This is a genomic window from Aquitalea sp. S1-19 (genome assembly GCF_024343515.1).
The window spans coordinates 1-17,276 of sequence record NZ_RJTZ01000075.1 but is presented as its reverse complement, the minus strand read 5'-3'; the positions used below and the strand labels follow the sequence as shown (position 1 = coordinate 17,276).

The following is a 17,276-nucleotide window of genomic DNA, read 5'->3' as shown; positions in this document are numbered from 1 at the left end:
GTCGCGGCACAGGCGATTTTGCAGTCCTGGTTCGAGGGCGTGGGCGAGCGGGCGTGATGTCGGCTCCGGCGCAGCTTTGCTTGCCGGCCGTGATGACATACGCAGCGTCACATCGTGGGGCTGCGTATTTGTAGCGTACCTTCCTCCGTTTGACTTGGCGGCTATACCGTCAAATACATCTGTGTTTCAATACCAAAAAATTTAATATTCCGTCAGGGGTGACCGTATGCTCGCCATTATCGGAGGCCGTGGTCTGGCCAGCCTGCCAAGCCTGGAAGTGACACACCGCCAGCTGATCCGCACCCCGTATGGCGAGCCATCCTGCCCGCTGACTTATGGTCGCATCGGCACGCAAGGTGTGGTGTTCATGGCACGCCATGGCTATGGCCACTCGTTTGCCCCGCATGAAATCAATTACCGCGCCAATTTGTGGGCGCTGCATAGCCAGGGCGTGCGCTGCATTATCGCGGTTGGTGCGGTCGGCGGCATACGCGCCGATATGGTGCCGGGCTCGCTGGTGTTGCCGCACGATATTATCGACTACAGCTGGGGGCGCAAGCACACCTTCTTCGAAGGCCCGGATCGCCCGGTGGTGCATGCCGACTTCACCCGCCCGTACTGCCCGCAGATGCGCGCCCGCCTGCTGGCCAGCGCCGCGCAAAGCGGCATTGCCTTACTGAATGGCGGCGTCTACGCCTGCACCCAGGGGCCGAGGCTGGAGAGCAGCGCCGAAATCCGCCGCCTCGAAGGCGATGGCTGCGATATGGTCGGCCAGACCGGCATGCCCGAAGCGGCGCTGGCGCGCGAGCTGGATCTTCCCTATGCCCATCTGTGCCTGGTGGTGAACTGGGCGGCGGGCAAGGGTGAGTCGGCCGAGCAGGTGGCATTCGAACCGGCCGCACTGGGGCAGGGCGTGGCGAGCGTGGGGACGGTGATCGAGACCCTGTGCCGGATGTGAGCATAGCGAGGCGTAGAGGATTTAAGCCGTCATGCGCAGGTAGAAACCGGCCTTAAAAGTAGTCAATCAAGCCGCCAGCCTGCTGCTGGCGGTGATCGGAGTTTCTGATGAAAACAACAACGAGCGATATGCTGGTCCCCGCCTATCTGGGCAAATTTTCCTGTCTCGGGCCGACTTGCCCGGATACCTGTTGCTACGGCTGGAATGTGCCGGTCGAGCATGATAGCTATAAGCGTCTGAAAAATTTGGGCGACCCCGAGCTTAAGCCGCTGATCGCACAGGCACTCAAACGCGGCCAGGGCAAGAGCGGCAGCGCCGATTTCGGCCTGCTGGATGTGGGCGGCGCCGACGGCCGTTGTCCGCTACTGAGTAGCGAGGGGCTGTGTCAGCTGCACGCCCGTTGCGGCGAAGCGGTGCTGCCCGATATCTGCGCGACCTACCCGCGCATCACCATCGAAGCGGCGGGGCAATATGTGCAGACCGCGTCGCCGTCGTGTCCCGAGGTGGCGCGCCTGCTGGTCGAGGACGCCGGCGCGGTGGAGCTGACCATTATGCCGCGCACGGTGCGGCAGCGTCTGGTCCTAAGCAAGGCAGGAAGTGTTCTTAATGAAAATGCAAGGGTGCTCTACCTTGGCGTGCTGGGCAGTCAGGAAATCCCGCTATGGCAGCGGCTGGGCTTGTTGCTGCTGATCGCCGAGGCGATCGACGCGGTGCGGGTCGGTCCTGTGGCCGCGGGTGTCGCGCGCGATGTAGCGATTCAGCGTGTTCTGGATGAATGGCAGCTGTTGCTGGCGTCGGGCGATGCCGTGCAGGCGGTTGCGTTGTGGCGGCGCGACGACGAATTGCACCTGCAACTGCTGGCGGCGCTCAGCCGTCTGCGTACGCGCTGGGCACTGACGCGGCGCCGTTACTGCGAGCTGGTTGACGAAGCCGCCGCCGGCTGGGATGGCGGCACGCCTGCCACGGCCGCGCTGGCGGATGCGGACATGGACGCGGTACTGGGGCGGGTACTGTACAACCATGCGCTGGGTAGCTATGCACCGCTGGCGCCGGAGTCGACCCTGTTTGCCAATACCGTGCTGCTGTGCACGCAATACCTGAGCTTGCGTTTCTGGTGGGCTGGGCTCGCGCTGGCGCGCGGTCGCGCGCTGAGCGCGCCGGAACAGGCTGAGCTGCTGGCCAATTATTACCGCGAGGTGATGCATAACCCGCCCTATCTGTCCGAAAGTGTCCAGGTGCTGAACGAGGTCGGCTTTGCCAAAGCCGAGCACTGGCTGCGGGTGCTACCGGCTTGAACTGTGCCGCTGCCGGGGCGCTTTCCTGGGGGGCATCGGGCGTCTGTCGTTGCTGGCTGGATGATGTCTGGTAAAAAATATAAAAAAGTCCTAAAGGTTTGATAGGGGGGGACGATAAAACGGGTGAAGGCTGCACACCGGCATCGGGTCGGGGTGGCGGGCCTGATGGATAACCCAGTACAAGGAACATCATCATGTCGATGAGCATCAATACCAACGTTGCCTCGCTCAACGCCCAGCGCAACTTGTCCGGTTCGCAATCCGCCCTGTCGACCTCGTTGCAGCGCCTGTCTTCCGGTGCCCGCATCAACAGCGCCAAGGACGACGCCGCCGGTCTCGCCATTTCTGAGCGCATGGGCAGCCAGATTCGTGGCCTCGATCAGGCGCGCCGCAACGCCAACGACGGCATTTCGCTGGCGCAGACCGCCGAAGGCGGCATGACTTCCGCGTCCGACATGCTGCAGCGCATGCGCGAACTGGCGGTGCAGTCGGCCAACGACACCAACTCGGATTCCGACCGCAAGGCGATCCAGTCCGAAGTCAACCAGTTGAAGGAAGAGCTGAACCGCTTGGTCGACACCACCCAGTTCAACGGCAAGAACATCCTCGACGGCACCATGAGTAACGCGCAGTTTCAGGTCGGTGCCAACGCCCAGCAGACCATCAACGTGTCGGTCAGCAGCATCCGCGGCACCGATATCGGCAACTATCAAGCAGGTACCTTGACTACTGCATCCAAGATGGGTGTGGCGTCGACTGCTGCTGCGGCGAGTCCAGCTAACGGTGTAGCAACTGGCATGGACTTTGTGGTGGCGGGTAATGGTAAGACTGCTACTATCGACGTTGGTGATGGTGAAAGCGCTAAGGGCATCGCCGCCAAAGTCAACACCAATAGCGGGTCGACAGGAGTCTCGGCGACCGCAGAAACCAAGGCGACGGTTTCTGGCATTACTGCCGGGACCGTGTCGTTCAAATTGACCGGCGATAACGACACTGCTCCAGTGACGATTTCCGCCTCGGTTGGCAGTGACATTAAGTCGCTGGCAGAGGCCGTGAACGCACAGACTGCGACCACCGGCATTTCCGCCAAGGTGGACAAGAACGGCGCTTTGGAGTTGTCGAACAAGAACGGTGCCGATATCAAGATTGCTGATTACACGCATAGCGATACTGCGGTGAAGGCGACGGTCAAAGGAGCTAACGACGCAACCGGTGTTCAGCTGGAATCCGCTGCCAACGACTCGACGACTATTTCCGGGACTATTTCGTTCGATTCGACCTCCGCATTCTCTATCAACGCAGCTACTGCTGGTGTGGTTGCGGCATCGACTAATGCCGGGTTGAGTGCGGTGGACAAGGTTGACTTGTCGAGCGCACCAGGAGCGAATGCTGCGCTGAAGGTACTTGATGCAGCACTGGCGACGGTCAACTCGCGCCGTGCCGACCTCGGTGCCGTGCAGAACCGCTTCAGCAACACCATCTCCAACCTGCAGTCGAGCGCGGAGAACCTGAACGCGTCGCGCGGTCGCATCCTGGATACCGACTTTGCTTCGGAAACCGCCAAGATGTCGCGTAACCAGGTACTGCAGCAGGCTGGTACCGCCATGCTGGCACAGGCTAACCAGCTGCCGCAGCAAGTACTGCAGCTGCTGCGCTAAGCTTCGCCGGTTTCAGCTTCTGAACGATAGACACGCAACCCGGCGGGGCCTCCTCGCCGGGTTTTTTCTTGCAGGAGACAGATCATGACAAGCTTGGGTCCGATGACGCCGGTCGGTGGCGGCTATGCCGCACCGATACAGAACGAGCCGGGTAGCCGGTCGCAGCCGTTGTCCTCGCAGCAAAGCAGCGCGCCGACCGTGGCGGTGGCCAGTACGGCGGTGCAGGCGTTGGGTAGTAGCGAGGCCGGGCGCCAGATGAAGGGCGGTGCCGACGAGCAGGCACTCAAGGGGGCGCTGGAAAAGGTAAACAAACTGGTGTCGGCGTATTCGAGCGAGCTGAAGTTCAGTGTCGATGAGGATACCGGCATTGATGTGGTGAAGGTGATTGACAAGGAAACCGATCAGGTGATCCGCCAGATGCCTTCAGAGGAAATGCTGAAAATCGCGCAGAGCCTGGACAAGATCGTGGGTGTCCTGTTCAAGGACAAGGCCTAAGCCTAAGAGCCGGTTCACGATCTGCCGGGCGCAGGCTGCGGCGTTAAAATCGGCTTATAAATGCGCATATATCGTATGGTTATTCCGCTTTTCAGCCGTTTTCGTCTTGTCTCGCGCTAGCTCGCGAGATTGTGAATCGCGGTTCTAAGCGCGCCGTGTTTGTGTTGTGACAAGGCAGGGTGGCGTAGCGGATGGGATGATGTGGGTCATTGAAAGTAAAGGGGACGCAAGATGGCGCTGAGTGTGGGTGGTCTGGGCTCGGGTATGGACATTGACGGGCTGATCAAGAACCTGATGGCGGTTGAATCGCGTCCTCTGTACCAGTTGCAACAAAAAGAAGCGCTGCTGCAGCAGAAAGTATCTGCAGTGGGGCAGGTCAAGAGTGCGGTGTCCGAGTTTCAGAGTGCGGTCAAGGCGCTGCAGGATTCTGCCAAGTTTGTGTCGTACAAGGGCAGCACCAGTTCGGAAGACCATGTCGGCATTTCCGCTTCAAGCAAGGCGCCGACCGGCTCGTTCTCGGTGAAGGTGCAGCAGCTGGCGCAGGAGCAGAAGCTGGCGTCGGGCAACTTTACCAGCTCCAAGTCGGCGATTACCGGCGCAGCGGAAAGCAAGCTGACCTTTTCGTCTGCGGCCGACCCCAGCAAGCCGCCCAAGAGCGTGACGATCCCGGCCAATGCGACGCTGGAGGACATTCGCGACGCGGTCAACAAGGCCGACGTCGGCGTGAACGCCAGCATCGTCAACGATGGCTCGGGCTACAAGCTGGTGTATTCATCGAAAAATACCGGTACGCAGAACACGATCAAGGTGCAGGCGAGCGACGACGCGCTCAACCAACTGGCGACGCACGGCAAGGACGGCAACCCCCTGCTCGCTGCCGACGGCAAGCCGATGCTGACCGAGGTACAGGCGGCCAAGGACGCCAAGTTCCTGCTCGACGGCATCGAGGTGATCAAGCAGAGCAACACGGTGACAGACGCCATCGACGGCGTGACGCTGACCCTCAAGAAGTTGCACAAGGATGAGGAGCCCGCCCGCCTGAGCGTGAGCAAGGATACCTCGGGCATCAAGAAGTCGCTTGAGGGCTTGGTTGAAGGCTACAACAAGCTGATGAAGGCGCTGAAAGATGTGTCTTCGGTCAATCTCGAGGCGACGCCCAAGCCGGGCGAGCAGCGTCCGGCCGGCGTCCTCAACGGTGCCAGCATCATTCGCACCATCCAGAGCCAGGTCCGTTCGGCGTTCAACGAAGGCGGCGACAACGGCGGCATCTATACCATGGCGTCGCAGTTCGGCCTGAGCTTCAATCAGGACGGCACCATGAAGCTGGACGAGAAGGTGCTGGACAAGGCACTGGAGAAAAATGCCGACGATATCGCCAAGTTCTTCGCCACCGACGCGGTGACTTCGGACGCCGGTATCAGCTATGTCGGCGGCAGCAGTAAGACCCAACCGGGCGATTACGAAATCGTGATCACCCAGTTGCTCAACGGTACCAAGGAGGCGGGTAAAGCTCCTGTGTCGCTGGATCAACAGGCGGATGAGGCATTTACCCTTAAGGTCGATGGCAAGGAGGTGAATGTCACGCTACCCAAGAAAAACTACGCCTCGGCCGCCGAGCTGGCGCATGCGATCGAGTCCGGGGTGAATGAAAAGCTGGGCAAGGACGGCAAGGTATCGGTGACGGTAGACCCGGATAGCGGCAAGCTGGCGATCCAGTCGGGCAAGACCGGCAAGGCGTCGTCGGTTGAACTGGTGTCAGGCCTCGAGTTTGCCGGTTTTACTGCCGGTGCAGGTATCCCCGGTGGCGACAGCGTGGCCGGTACCATCGGTGGTCATCCGGCCAAGGGCGATGGCAACAAGCTGGTCGGTGCGGTCGGCTCGCCGGTGGAAGGGCTGACCATCGCGGTGAATGGCGGGGTGACCGGCAATCGCGGTACGGTGTCGTTTACCAAGGGCTTCGCTTTTGATCTTGACCAGAAGCTGGAAGGTCTGGTGAAAAAGGACGGCGCAATTGATGCCTTTAGTACCGGCCTGAGCGAGTCGGCCAAGGGGCTGACCAAGCAGCAGGAAGCGATGGAGCGCCGGCTGGTGGAAACCGAAAAGCGTTACAAGCAGCAGTTTTCGGCCATGGATGCCCTGCTGGCGCAGTACAACAATATGAGCAATTTTCTGACACAGCAGTTGGCCGGATTGTCCGGCAGCCGATAATCATAGTGAAGAGGATACCGGAGTGAATATCCGCAGAATGCAGCAGGCGTATGGCAGCTCGGCACTGGAAACCGAAGTGGAGGTCGCCAGCCCGCACAAGCTGGTGCTGATGCTGTTTGATGGTGCCCTGCAGGCTATCCGCCTGGCCAAGGTGCAGATGGAGCAGGGCAAAATCGCTGAGAAGGGCAAGCTGATCGGCAAGGCGGTGTCGATTGTCGACGAGGGGCTGCGTAATTCGCTGGATATTGCGCAAGGTGGCGAGCTGGCGGTGAATCTGGCCAGCTTGTACGAGTATTGCACCGGCCGTTTGCTGCACGCCAATCTGAATAATGACGCAGCGGCGCTGGATGAAGTCAGCGCCCTGTTGGGCGAGGTGCGTTCGGCCTGGGTCGAAATCGGCCGCAAGCCGAATCCCGCCGAAGCACAGATGCAGGCGACCGCTGATGCCGGCATCTGACGCACTGCTGCGCTGGCAGGCGTTTTCCGCACTGGCCGAGGACGCGCTAAGGGCTGCCGAACGCGAGGACTGGGCGCTGGCGATCTCGCTGGGGGGGCGACTGGCTGCGCAGCAGCAGGATTTGCCCGCAGTGGACACGTTGGAGCTGGACGACGCGCAGCACGCAACGCTGCGCCTGACGCTGCTGGCCATTCAGGCTAATATCGAACAGTCGCGTGCATTGATGGGGCGGGAGCGCGACACGCTTTCCGAAGAAATGCATCATCTGCGAACCAGCAGCCGTGTACTGGATGCCTACAGCAAGGGCGCCTGACGCAGCCGCGCTGGGCGCGTCAGGAGGTTGAAGTGGAAATATGGCTGCTGCTTGCATGTTTGTCTGTTGCCGTGGCCGCGCTGGGCTGGCAGGTGTACCGCTTGCGTAGTGCGGCGCGGGTGGCGGACTCGCACCAGATCGAGTTGCAGGCGCAAATTACCCGCCTGCAAAAAGACCTCCACAGCCTGAGCGCGCGTGCGCCGCAGGTGCTTGCCGAGCCGCCGCAGATCGCCGAGCCGCTGAAGCGGCGCAGCGATCCGCCGCCGTCATCCGAACTTTCTTCTCCTTACAATCAGGCGATCGCGCTGGCGCGCCATGGCCTGTCGGCCGGAGAAGTGGCCGAGCGCTGCGGCATCTCGCGCAGCGAGGCCGAGCTGATTGTTTCCCTTTATCGCAATAGTTCGACTTCATGATTCCTTCTCTGGGTAATGCGCCGGGCCAGAGCCTGCCGGCGCAGGGGCAGGCGCGGGTGGATAACGCCCGGTTCCTTAAAGATGCCGGCCGCGGCCTGATTGCGGTAGACAAGGCGCCGGGCAAAGTCCCGGCCTTGTTATTGGGTGAGGCGGTCAATGCGCGCGTGGTCGAGCGCCTGCCGGACAACAAGCTGGTCGCGCTGATCAAAAATGGCCTGTTTACCCTGCAACTGCCGCCGGGTGTCTCTCCCAAGGGCGAGTCGATTTCGCTCAAGGTGGCCGCGCTTGCGCCGGCGCTGACCTTTGCGCTGGCTGCCGATGCCGGTGAGCCGGAGCAAAACAATTCGGTCGCCGTGCGCCTGAGCAGTGCCACGCGCTATCTGTCCGACCTGCTGCGCGCCGCGCCACAAGCTACCGGCAAGGCGGCCACGCTGCTCGACCCGCAGGCGCCGCTGTCGGCGCGCGCCGAAAGCCTCACTCAGGCTGTCAGGCAAAGCGGCGTGTTTTACGAGTCGCAGCAAAAAGCCTGGGTCGAGGGGCGCTTGCCGCTGGAAAAGCTGCAAAGCCAGCCGCAGGCGCAAGCCGGCGAACTGTTGAAGCAGGAGCCGCAAGCGCGTACGCAAGTGATGGCCGAGCTGGGCAGCGTATTGCAAAAGCAGCTGGATACGCTGGAAAGCCGCGTGCTCAATGTCAACGCCCAGGCTTGGCCGGGGCAGGCGGCGCAATGGCAGATCGAACGCGAAGCGGCTGGCGAGCGAGATGCCGATGGTGGCGGCGAGATACCGGTGTGGGCCACACGGCTGAATCTGGATTTACCTGCGCTGGGCAGTCTGGGCGCGCGCGTGCGTATGGTCGGCCACCAGATTCAGCTGACACTGGACGCGGATGACAGCACTGCCGCCCTGATCGAAACCCACCGCACACGGCTGGAAGACGGCCTGGCCGCTGCCGGTCTGGCGCTGGTGGCGTTGAATATCAAGCAGCATGGGTAAGCGGCATCCACCATTGATGGGTTACGCTGTGCGGCACCTGTCATTGATGGGTTACGCTTTGCTCCACCCATCCTACGACTGGTGGCACCGGTTTACCGCGTTTCTCCTGTTTCACCCTGATTACGAAACCCTGCCATGAAAAAAAACACCCCCCGCACTTCCGCCGTGGCGCTCTCTTACCAGGAGGGCAAGAGCGCGCCGCAGGTGGTGGCCAAGGGCTACGGCCAGATGGCCGAGCGCATCATCGAGCGTGCGCGCGAGTCGGGTGTGTTCGTGCACGATTCGCCCGAACTGGTGAACCTGTTGATGCAGGTCAATCTGGATGACCATATCCCGCCCGAACTGTATCGCGCCGTGGCCGAGTTATTGGCCTTCGTCTATTTTCTCGAGCAGCAGGCAGCAGGCACAGCACCGCCCAAAGCGGTATCATGACATTTTGCAATTTGCTGGAGAATAGCAATGAAAGTCGGATATATCGGTCTGGGTATCATGGGCAGGCCCTGTGTGTTGAACCTGCTGGGGGCGGGGTTCGGCGTGACGGTGTGGGGGCGCCGCCCCGAGTCGGCCAAGGCGTTACTGGATGCCGGTGCCATTTGGGCCGAGAGCGTCGCGGCGCTGGCCGCTGAAGTCGATGTGCTGGTGAGCAATGTCTCCGACACGCCGGATGTGGTTGCGCTGATGAATGAAGTGGCGGAAGCCGCGCGCCCGGGTCTGGTGTGTGTGGATATGAGCACCATCTCGCCGATCGGTGCGCGCGAGATTGCCGCCAAGCTGGCCGAAAAGGGCGTGGATTTTCTTGATTGCCCGGTGTCGGGCGGCGAAGCCGGCGCCATCGCCGGTACCCTCACCATCATGGTGGGCGGCAAGGCCGGTGCGCTGGAAACTGCGCGTCCGGTGCTGGCCGCGATGGGCAAGACCATCACCCATATCGGCGACAGCGGCGCCGGCCAGGTGGCCAAGGCCTGCAACCAGATCGCGGTCGGTGCCGGCATTGCTGCGGTGGCCGAAATCATGAAGCTGACCCGCGCCTGCGGCGTCGACCCGGTGCCGGTGCGTGCGGCGCTAATGGGCGGCTTTGCCCAGAGCAAGGTGCTGGATGTGCATGGCCAGCGCATGATAGACGACAACTATGCGCCCGGTTTCAAGGCAGTGTTGCATCAAAAAGACATGGGCATCGTGCTGGATACCGCCTCCGAGCTGGGTATCGCCTTGCCTGCTGCTGCGCGGGTGCGTGCGCTGATCGATGAACTGGTCGCAGGCGGCGATGGCGAACTGGACTCGTCGGCCATCGCGCGCCTGGTGTGGGACAAAAACTGATGGCAAGGGCAGCGGGATAGCGCTATTTCGCTGCCGGTGTGACCTTATTCGATATTCTGAATTTGCTCGCGCATCTGCTCGATCAGCACCTTGAGTTCGACCGAGGCCTGGGTGGTTTCGGTCGAGACCGATTTGGATCCCAGGGTGTTGGCTTCGCGGTTGAGTTCCTGCATCAGGAAGTCGAGGCGCTTGCCGGCCTGGCCGCCGGCCTTGAGGATGCGGCGCACTTCGCTGATATGCGCGCCCAGACGGCCGAGTTCTTCGTCTACATCCATTTTTTGGGCGAACAGGGCGAATTCCTGCTTGATGCGGTCGTCGTCCACGCTGCCCAGAGCATCTTGCAGCCGGTGGGAGAGTCTGGCCATATAGCCATCGAGGATTTGTGGCAGGCGCGGCTTGATCTCGCGTACGATGGCTTCCATGCCGTCCAGCCGGTCCAGCAAGATTTGCTTGAGTTTTTCGCCTTCGCGCGCACGGCTGGCGTTAAAGTCGGTCAGCAGTTCGGCCAGGCAGTCGATGCACAGTTGCTGCAGTACTTCGGGTGCCAGTTCATTGGAGCGCAGCACGCCTTGCCAGCGCATCAGCTCGCCAACAGACAGGCCGCGGGCATCGGGTGCCAGCGTACGGATGTCGGCGGCGACATCGAGCAGGCTTTGCAGGTAGTCGCGGTTCAGCTCCAGGGTCGGCACTTGCGAGTCGACCTGATTGAGCGAGACGCGGCACTCTATCTTGCCGCGGCTGGCTTTGGCCGAGATGCGTTCGCGCAAGGCCGGGTCGACGATGCGCAGCTCTTCCGGCAGGCGCAACTGGACATCAAGGTAGCGGTGGTTGACGGCGCGTAGTTCCATCGCCAGCATTCCGCCGGTAAATTCGCGGGTAATGGCGGCAAAGCCGGTCATGCTGAGTATCATGGTTTTCTTCCGGTAGGTTTTGATTCAGGAACCGGGCCCGGATGGTGTAGTTTCATCAAGGCCCACAACACTATAACAACAGCGATGACGCAAACCAAGCAAGGCGGCTTGCCGCCAGGGTTCCAGCTGGACGAGTACACCATTGTGCGCGAACTGAGCACCGGCGGTTTCAGCCGGGTGTATCTGGCGCTGGATCGCCACGATAACAAGTTCGCCATCAAGGAATATCTGCCGCAGGCATTGGCCAGCCACGCTGCCGAATATCGGGTCGTGGTCGATAACGAATTGGATCGCGATACCTTCCGCATCGGCCTGAAATGCTTTTTCGAGGAGGCGCGGGTGCTGGTGGGCATCAATCACCCGAATGTGGTGCAGGTGAGCAATATCTTTCCGGCCAACCAGACCGTCTATATGGTGATGAGCTATAAGTCCGGGCGCTCGCTGGCGCGCGAGATCGAGCTCTTGGGCGGCAGTTTGCCCGAGCCCAGGCTGCGCCAGTTGTTTGCCGAGCTGATTTCCGGCGTGCGCGAGGTGCATCGTCACCACTTGCTGCATCTGGACATCAAGCCGGCCAATATCTATCTGCGCCGTAGCGGCTCGCCTATCCTGCTCGATTTTGGCTCTGCCAGACAGAATGCCTTGCAGCAGGATAAGCGCTTTGTATCCATGTATACCCCGGGCTTTGCGGCTCCCGAGCAGCATCAGGCCAAGGGCAAGTTGGGTCCATGGTCCGATATTTACAGTCTGGGGGCTTGTCTTTATGCCTGTCTGGGTATTGGTGCGCCCATGGCCGCAACCGTCCGCACTAGCGATGCGCTGCCGGCGCTGGCTAAGGCGCGCACGCGCTATTCGGCCGAGCTGTGTACTTTGGTGGCACGGTGTATGGCGCTGAATGCCGATGATCGGCCTGGCAGCCTGATGCAGCTGCAAAAAAGCCTGAACAGCCCGTATACCGAGCCACCACCACCGGCCCGGGGCTTGTGGCAAAAAGTGAGTGGCTGGCTGCACCCGGAGGTGGATGCATGAAGTTTCTCTGGAGTGGTGGCAGCAGTCTGGGGGGGCGCCGGTATAACGAAGACCGGGTGCTGATGCTGCATTCGCGCGAGGCGGTTTTGCTGGCGGTAGCCGATGGCATGGGTGGCCATCTGCATGGCGAGCTGGCATCGCAAATGGTGATCGATACGCTGTCCCATCTGTTTGCGCTGGCTGCGCGTCCGCGTCTGGCTGACCCCGCCCATTTTTTGCAGGATGCCTTGCATGAGGTGCAGCATGCGCTGGTGCGTCTGGCCTTGTCGCGGCGCTTTCCCGAAGTGCCGTCCACCACAGTCGTGGCGGCGCTGGTACAGGACGAGAAGCTGTATTGCGCCTGGGCCGGAGACTCGCGCCTGTATCTGCTGGAGCACGGGGCAGTGAGCTGGCGCACGCAGGACCATTCGACCGTGCAGCGTCTCATGGACAGGGGGCTGATTAGCGAGGACGAGGCGCTGGTCCACCCCGAGCGCAACCGCATCTATAGCTGTCTGGGCGGGACGGATAGCCCGCTGATCGGGCAGGTCGGCCCCTTGCCCTTGTCGGCGGGGTCCACCTTGCTTCTGTGTTCGGATGGCGTGTGGTCGCAGATGCGCGAGCACGAACTGGTACGGGCATTGAGTGCGCGCGCCTTGACGCAGGTGGTGCCGGCCTTGCTGCAGGTGGCCGAGCGCCGGGGCGGTGCCAGTAGCGACAATCTCAGTGTCGCCGCCATGACCTTGCTGCCGGCGTCGCGTAGCGGTGCCGGGGTGGTCGATAGTCAGGATGCGCCGGAAATCCCCGATGCCATGATGGCGGCACTGGAGAGCGAGATGATGGCATCAGGGCGCAGCCTGCTGTAATCCGTTGTTCTTTTGCGGCCGGCCATGCTTACGGCCGTGCCGCAAGTTGCTGTACAATCTCGCGTTTTTCCCAGCGAGCTGCCTTATGCGACCCTCCGAGCGAAGTGCCGACACCCTGCGCCCCGTGCGTCTGACGCGCCACTATACCCGCCATGCCGAAGGCTCGGTGCTGGTCGAGTTTGGCGATACCAAAGTGATCTGTACCGCCAGCGTCGAAGAGAATGTGCCGTCTTTTCTCAAGGGCAAGGGGCAGGGCTGGGTGACCGCCGAATACGGCATGCTGCCGCGCTCGACCAATAGCCGCATGCGCCGCGAAGCGGCCAGCGGCAAGCAGTCCGGCCGCACCCAGGAAATCCAGCGCCTGATCGGGCGCAGCCTGCGCGCGGTGGTCGATTTGAAAAAGCTGGGCGAGCGTCAGATCGTGATCGATTGTGACGTCATCCAGGCCGATGGCGGTACCCGAACCGCCAGTATTACCGGCGCCTTTGTCGCGCTGTCCGACGCCATCGCCGGCCTGATTGCCGCCGGCAAGCTCACCGAAAGTCCGATTACCGACCATATCGCTGCTGTTTCGGTCGGCGTATTCGAGGGCCATGCAGTGCTGGATCTGGATTATCCGGAAGATTCGGCCTGCGAGACCGATATGAATGTGGTGATGACGGGGGCCGGCCATTTTGTCGAAGTGCAGGGTACGGCAGAGGGTGTGCCGTTCAGCCGCAGCGAGCTGAATGCGCTGCTTGATCTGGCGGAAAAAGGCATACGCGAGCTGATTGCCTTGCAGCAGGAGGCCTTGCAGTCGTGAGCCGCAAAGTTCTTCCCCCGCGCACCCTGTCCATTGCCCCGATGCTGGACTGGACCGACCGTCACTACCGTTATTTCGCCCGCCATATCACGCGCAATACCTGGCTTTATACCGAGATGGTGACCACCGGCGCGCTGATTCATGGCGATGTAGCGCGCCATCTGCGCTTTGACGAGGCCGAGCATCCGCTGGCCTTGCAACTGGGCGGCTCCGACCCGGCCGATCTGGCCAAATGTGCGCGTCTGGCGCAGCAGTGGGGCTACGACGAGGTCAACCTCAATGTCGGCTGCCCGTCCGAGCGCGTGCAAAAGGGCGCGTTCGGCGCCTGCCTGATGGCCGAGCCGCATCTGGTGGCCGATTGCGTCAAGGCCATGCGTGACGCTTGCGACATCGACGTGACCGTCAAGCACCGCATCGGTATCGACGATGTCGAGCACTATGACTTTTTGCGCGAATTTGTCGATATCGTGGCCGAGGCTGGCTGCCAGACTTTTATCGTGCATGCGCGTAACGCCATCCTCAAGGGCCTCAGTCCCAAGGAAAACCGCGATATCCCGCCCCTGAAATACGATTACGCCTACCGCCTCAAGCGCGAGCGTCCCGATTTGGAGATCCTGCTTAATGGCGGCATCAAGACCCAGGCCGAAATCGACCTGCATCTTGAGCATGTGGACGGGGTGATGATCGGGCGCGAGGCTTACCACAATCCGTGGATCATGGCCGATTGGGATGCACGTTACTATGGTGATACCGGCCCTGCGCCCGAGCGCGAGGCGGTGGTGGCTGCGATGCTGGACTACACTCGGCGCGAACTGGCCGAAGGCAATAAGCTGCGCAATATCACGCGCCATATTCTCGGCCTGTATCAGGGCGTGCCCGGTGCGCGTCAGTGGCGGCGCATGCTGTCGGATGCGACGATGCTCGCCGATGCCGACGAAAACCTGCTGCTGCAGGCGATTCCGCCGGCCAGCTATGGCCTGTTGACCGATTGAGCAAGCTGCCGCAGCGTTTCGCTGCGGCCCGATTTTTTTGGCGGCAAACGTGTTGTTTGCCGTCGTGTACTTTGTGGAGGTGGACCTGAATTGAACAAGCTGACTGTGACTCTGTTGTCTGCGCTGGCCTCTGCCAGCGTGCTGGCTGGCCCGAACGACGTGCTCCATTTGTATAATTGGAGCGGTTCCCTGTCGGATGCAATCGTGAAACGCTTCGAGAAAAGCTGTGATTGCAAGGTGGTACAGGATTACTACGGTGACAACGAGGAAATGCTGGCCAAGCTGGCGGCAGGTGCCAAGGGCTACGATGTGGTGTTTCCGTCGTCCTTTGTGATCCAGCCCATGGTCAAGCAAAAATTGTTGCAACCGCTGAATAAACAGTTGCTTCCCAATTTCAGGAATGTCGACCCGGTCTATCTTAACCAGAGCTACGACCCGGGCAACCGCTATGAAATCCCGACCGTATTGAGCCTGACCAGTGTCGGCTACAACCAGACCAAGCTTAAGGCGCTGGGGGTGGATCCGACGAGCTGGTCGGTGATTTTCGATCCCAAGGTGCTGGCCAAGATCAAGGGCAAGGTGACGGTGCTGGATAGCCCGCGCGAAGTGTTTACCGCCGCGCTGTTTTACTTGGGCAAGAACCCGAATCAGGCAACCGAGGCCGACTATCGCGCCGCCAAGAAGGTGATTGCCCAAGCCAAGCCTTACTGGGCGGCCTTTTCCAACGCGAGCTACTTGAAAGAGCTGGCGGTGGGCAATATCTGGGCTTCGCTGGGCTATTCGACCGAGTTTTACCAGGCGATAGAAGACGCCAGGCAGGCCAAGCGCCCGTTTGTGCTGGCGATGACGCCACAGCGTCAGGGCAACGAGCTGGGGGTGGACACCATGGCCATCCTGTCCAGCGCCAAGCGTCCGGATCTGGCGCACCAGTTCATCAACTTCATGCTGGACGGCAAGAATGCGGCCGAGCTGACCAATCTCAATGGCGCGACCAATCCGGTCAAAACCGCGCTGCCTTATTTCCGTAGCGACCTCAAGGCCAATGCGGTGATCAATCCAAGCCCGCAAACCGTGGCCAAATGGACGGTGCTCAAGGAGCAAAGCCCGCGCGAGCGTCGCCTGATGAACCGCCTGTGGACCGAGGTCAAGGCGGGGAAATAAAGGGTAGGGTGGGTTAGGCCGCAGGCCGTAACCCACCTTGCTGTGATGGCGGGATACGCTGCCTTCGGCATCTAACCCACCCTACAAGTAAGGAAAAACCATGTTCGACAAACTGGTTCTTGCCAGCAATAACGCCGGCAAGCTACGCGAGTTTTCCGCTTTGTTTGCGCCGCTGGGCATCACTCTGATCCCGCAGCGCGAGCTGGGGGTGGACGAGTGCGCCGAGCCGTATCACAGCTTTGTGGAAAACGCGCTGGAAAAGGCGCGTCACGCCAGCCGTGTGACCGGTCTGCCGGCGCTGGCCGACGACTCCGGCATCTGCGTGGCGGCGCTGGGTGGCGCACCGGGCGTGCTGTCGGCGCGTTTTGCCGGCGAGCCCAAGTCGGACGCCCGCAATAATGCACTCTTGGTCGAGAAGCTGCAGGGCGAGAGCAAACGCCGTTGCTGGTATACCTGCGTGCTGGTGCTGGTTCGCCATGCCGATGACCCGCAACCCCTGATCGCAGACGCGGTGTGGATGGGCGAGGTGGTGGATACGCCGGTAGGCGAGGGCGGCTTCGGTTACGACCCTTATGTCTGGCTGGCCGACTATGGCTGTACCGTGGCCGAACTGCCGTCCGACGAGAAGAACCGCGTCAGCCACCGCGCGCAGGCGATGCAGGTGCTGCTGGCCAAACTCAAGGCCTTTGCATGAGCGTGATCGATATTTCGGCGCTTAGCGGTGGCCTGAAAGAGCTGCCACCCTTGTCGCTCTACATCCATTTCCCGTGGTGTGTGCGCAAGTGTCCGTATTGCGACTTCAATTCGCACGAGGCCAAAAACGGCTTCGACGAAATGGGCTATGTCGCGGCCTTGCTGGCCGATCTGGAAAGCAGCCTGCCGCAGATCTGGGGACGGCCGGTGACGACCATCTTTATGGGCGGCGGCACCCCCAGCCTGTTTTCGGCGGCGGCGATGGATGCCTTGCTGTGCGGCATACGCGCGCGGGTGCGCCTGCATCCGGATGCCGAAATTACCATGGAAGCCAACCCCGGTACCTTTGAAAGCGACAAGTTCAAGGGTTATCGTGCGGCCGGCATCAACCGCCTGTCCATCGGTGTGCAAAGCTTTGATCCGGCTTTTTTGCAAGGACTGGGGCGCATCCACAATGGCGACGAGGCGCGCCGGGCGGTTGAGATCGCGTTGACGCATTTCGACAACGTCAACCTCGACCTGATGTATGCCCTGCCTGGGCAGACGCCGGAACAGGCGCTGGCCGATATCGATACCGCGCTTAGCTACGGCATCACCCATTTGTCGGCTTATCACCTGACCATCGAACCCAATACCCTGTTCGCGCGTTATACGCCGGCCAATCTGCCGGACGACGAGCGCTCGGCCGATATGCAAGAAGCGATCGAAGCGCGGCTGGCCGCCGCCGGGTTCGAGCATTA

The 17,276-nt window shown here is 61.3% G+C and carries 19 protein-coding genes; 18 read left to right on the top strand and 1 reads right to left on the bottom strand.

The genetic code is table 11. The features are described from left to right. The first annotated feature begins 226 nt into the window (after positions 1-226). From EGI20_RS11970 to EGI20_RS11920, 11 genes are all read left to right on the top strand, one after another. Positions 227-958 (top strand): S-methyl-5'-thioinosine phosphorylase, encoded by a 732-nt coding sequence (locus EGI20_RS11970; RefSeq protein WP_498631697.1) that lies wholly within the window; start codon positions 227-229, stop codon positions 956-958. A gap of 107 nt (positions 959-1,065) precedes the next feature. After that, positions 1,066-2,253 (top strand): flagellin lysine-N-methylase, encoded by a 1,188-nt coding sequence (fliB, locus tag EGI20_RS11965; protein WP_498631696.1) that lies wholly within the window; start codon positions 1,066-1,068, stop codon positions 2,251-2,253. 200 nt (positions 2,254-2,453) lie between these two features. After that, positions 2,454-3,911 carry a flagellin N-terminal helical domain-containing protein gene (locus EGI20_RS11960; protein ID WP_498631695.1) on the top strand — a complete coding sequence of 486 codons (1,458 nt, stop codon included), beginning with the start codon at positions 2,454-2,456 and terminating at the stop codon, positions 3,909-3,911. Positions 3,912-3,995: 84 nt separating this feature from the next. Then, entirely contained in the window at positions 3,996-4,406 is a 411-nt protein-coding gene (locus EGI20_RS11955) for a flagellar protein FlaG (RefSeq protein WP_160794078.1), read from the top strand. A 231-nt stretch (positions 4,407-4,637) separates the two neighbouring features. Further along, entirely contained in the window at positions 4,638-6,614 is a 1,977-nt protein-coding gene (gene fliD, locus EGI20_RS11950; protein WP_498631693.1) for a flagellar filament capping protein FliD, read from the top strand. A 22-nt stretch (positions 6,615-6,636) separates the two neighbouring features. After that, complete coding sequence (gene fliS / locus EGI20_RS11945) at positions 6,637-7,071, top strand: flagellar export chaperone FliS (RefSeq protein ID WP_498631691.1); 435 nt, start codon at positions 6,637-6,639, stop codon at positions 7,069-7,071. Further along, positions 7,058-7,384, top strand: coding sequence for a flagellar protein FliT (fliT, locus tag EGI20_RS11940; protein ID WP_498631689.1), 327 nt, complete (start codon positions 7,058-7,060; stop codon positions 7,382-7,384). Before fliS ends, fliT begins: the two co-directional genes overlap by 14 nt. Before the next feature lie 32 nt (positions 7,385-7,416). Then, the gene (locus EGI20_RS11935) at positions 7,417-7,797 is read left to right on the top strand and encodes a DUF2802 domain-containing protein (RefSeq protein ID WP_498631687.1); all 381 of its coding nucleotides are present in this window, start codon (positions 7,417-7,419) and stop codon (positions 7,795-7,797) included. Then, positions 7,794-8,789 (top strand): flagellar hook-length control protein FliK, encoded by a 996-nt coding sequence (locus EGI20_RS11930; protein ID WP_498631685.1) that lies wholly within the window; start codon positions 7,794-7,796, stop codon positions 8,787-8,789. The genes EGI20_RS11935 and EGI20_RS11930 overlap by 4 nt, the downstream gene beginning before the upstream one ends. Before the next feature lie 135 nt (positions 8,790-8,924). Continuing rightward, the gene (locus EGI20_RS11925) at positions 8,925-9,221 is read left to right on the top strand and encodes an EscU/YscU/HrcU family type III secretion system export apparatus switch protein (RefSeq protein ID WP_124734686.1); all 297 of its coding nucleotides are present in this window, start codon (positions 8,925-8,927) and stop codon (positions 9,219-9,221) included. 27 nt (positions 9,222-9,248) lie between these two features. Continuing rightward, positions 9,249-10,106 (top strand): NAD(P)-dependent oxidoreductase, encoded by an 858-nt coding sequence (locus tag EGI20_RS11920; protein ID WP_498631683.1) that lies wholly within the window; start codon positions 9,249-9,251, stop codon positions 10,104-10,106. Between the two features lie 44 nt (positions 10,107-10,150). Here the strand turns inward: EGI20_RS11920 and EGI20_RS11915 are convergent, their stop codons facing one another. Further along, the gene (locus EGI20_RS11915) at positions 10,151-11,017 is read right to left on the bottom strand and encodes a YicC/YloC family endoribonuclease (RefSeq protein WP_498631681.1); all 867 of its coding nucleotides are present in this window, start codon (positions 11,015-11,017) and stop codon (positions 10,151-10,153) included. 84 nt (positions 11,018-11,101) lie between these two features. Between EGI20_RS11915 and EGI20_RS11910 the strand changes: the two genes are divergently transcribed. The 7 genes from EGI20_RS11910 to hemW all read left to right on the top strand — a co-directional run. After that, positions 11,102-12,043 (top strand): serine/threonine protein kinase, encoded by a 942-nt coding sequence (locus tag EGI20_RS11910; RefSeq protein WP_498631679.1) that lies wholly within the window; start codon positions 11,102-11,104, stop codon positions 12,041-12,043. Continuing rightward, positions 12,040-12,888 (top strand): PP2C family protein-serine/threonine phosphatase, encoded by an 849-nt coding sequence (locus tag EGI20_RS11905; RefSeq protein ID WP_498631677.1) that lies wholly within the window; start codon positions 12,040-12,042, stop codon positions 12,886-12,888. The genes EGI20_RS11910 and EGI20_RS11905 overlap by 4 nt, the downstream gene beginning before the upstream one ends. A gap of 85 nt (positions 12,889-12,973) precedes the next feature. Further along, positions 12,974-13,690: a ribonuclease PH gene (gene rph / locus EGI20_RS11900; RefSeq protein WP_498631676.1), complete on the top strand. Its 717-nt coding sequence runs from the start codon at positions 12,974-12,976 to the stop codon at positions 13,688-13,690. Beyond that, entirely contained in the window at positions 13,687-14,682 is a 996-nt protein-coding gene (gene dusA / locus EGI20_RS11895) for a tRNA dihydrouridine(20/20a) synthase DusA (RefSeq protein WP_498631674.1), read from the top strand. Before rph ends, dusA begins: the two co-directional genes overlap by 4 nt. A gap of 90 nt (positions 14,683-14,772) precedes the next feature. After that, positions 14,773-15,843 carry an ABC transporter substrate-binding protein gene (locus EGI20_RS11890; protein ID WP_235930006.1) on the top strand — a complete coding sequence of 357 codons (1,071 nt, stop codon included), beginning with the start codon at positions 14,773-14,775 and terminating at the stop codon, positions 15,841-15,843. Between the two features lie 100 nt (positions 15,844-15,943). Beyond that, positions 15,944-16,537 (top strand): RdgB/HAM1 family non-canonical purine NTP pyrophosphatase, encoded by a 594-nt coding sequence (gene rdgB / locus EGI20_RS11885; RefSeq protein ID WP_498631673.1) that lies wholly within the window; start codon positions 15,944-15,946, stop codon positions 16,535-16,537. Beyond that, on the top strand, positions 16,534-17,276 hold a 743-nt coding region (gene hemW / locus EGI20_RS11880; protein WP_498631671.1), incomplete at its 3' end, for a radical SAM family heme chaperone HemW. The genes rdgB and hemW, both read left to right, overlap by 4 nt.

Excerpts from the sequence above, each read along its gene's own strand:
- EGI20_RS11970 (WP_498631697.1), top strand. The coding sequence starts at position 227 with ATGCTCGCCATTATCGGAGGCCGTGGTCTGGCCAGCCTGCCAAGCCTG.
- rph (WP_498631676.1), top strand. The coding sequence starts at position 12,974 with ATGCGACCCTCCGAGCGAAGTGCCGACACCCTGCGCCCCGTGCGTCTG.
- EGI20_RS11955 (WP_160794078.1), top strand. The coding sequence starts at position 3,996 with ATGACAAGCTTGGGTCCGATGACGCCGGTCGGTGGCGGCTATGCCGCA.
- EGI20_RS11910 (WP_498631679.1), top strand. The coding sequence starts at position 11,102 with ATGACGCAAACCAAGCAAGGCGGCTTGCCGCCAGGGTTCCAGCTGGAC.
- fliT (WP_498631689.1), top strand. The coding sequence starts at position 7,058 with ATGCCGGCATCTGACGCACTGCTGCGCTGGCAGGCGTTTTCCGCACTG.
- EGI20_RS11960 (WP_498631695.1), top strand. The coding sequence starts at position 2,454 with ATGAGCATCAATACCAACGTTGCCTCGCTCAACGCCCAGCGCAACTTG.
- EGI20_RS11905 (WP_498631677.1), top strand. The coding sequence starts at position 12,040 with ATGAAGTTTCTCTGGAGTGGTGGCAGCAGTCTGGGGGGGCGCCGGTAT.
- EGI20_RS11920 (WP_498631683.1), top strand. The coding sequence starts at position 9,249 with ATGAAAGTCGGATATATCGGTCTGGGTATCATGGGCAGGCCCTGTGTG.
- EGI20_RS11930 (WP_498631685.1), top strand. The coding sequence starts at position 7,794 with ATGATTCCTTCTCTGGGTAATGCGCCGGGCCAGAGCCTGCCGGCGCAG.
- fliD (WP_498631693.1), top strand. The coding sequence starts at position 4,638 with ATGGCGCTGAGTGTGGGTGGTCTGGGCTCGGGTATGGACATTGACGGG.
- rdgB (WP_498631673.1), top strand. The coding sequence starts at position 15,944 with ATGTTCGACAAACTGGTTCTTGCCAGCAATAACGCCGGCAAGCTACGC.
- EGI20_RS11915 (WP_498631681.1), bottom strand. The coding sequence starts at position 11,017 with ATGATACTCAGCATGACCGGCTTTGCCGCCATTACCCGCGAATTTACC.
- EGI20_RS11925 (WP_124734686.1), top strand. The coding sequence starts at position 8,925 with ATGAAAAAAAACACCCCCCGCACTTCCGCCGTGGCGCTCTCTTACCAG.
- fliB (WP_498631696.1), top strand. The coding sequence starts at position 1,066 with ATGAAAACAACAACGAGCGATATGCTGGTCCCCGCCTATCTGGGCAAA.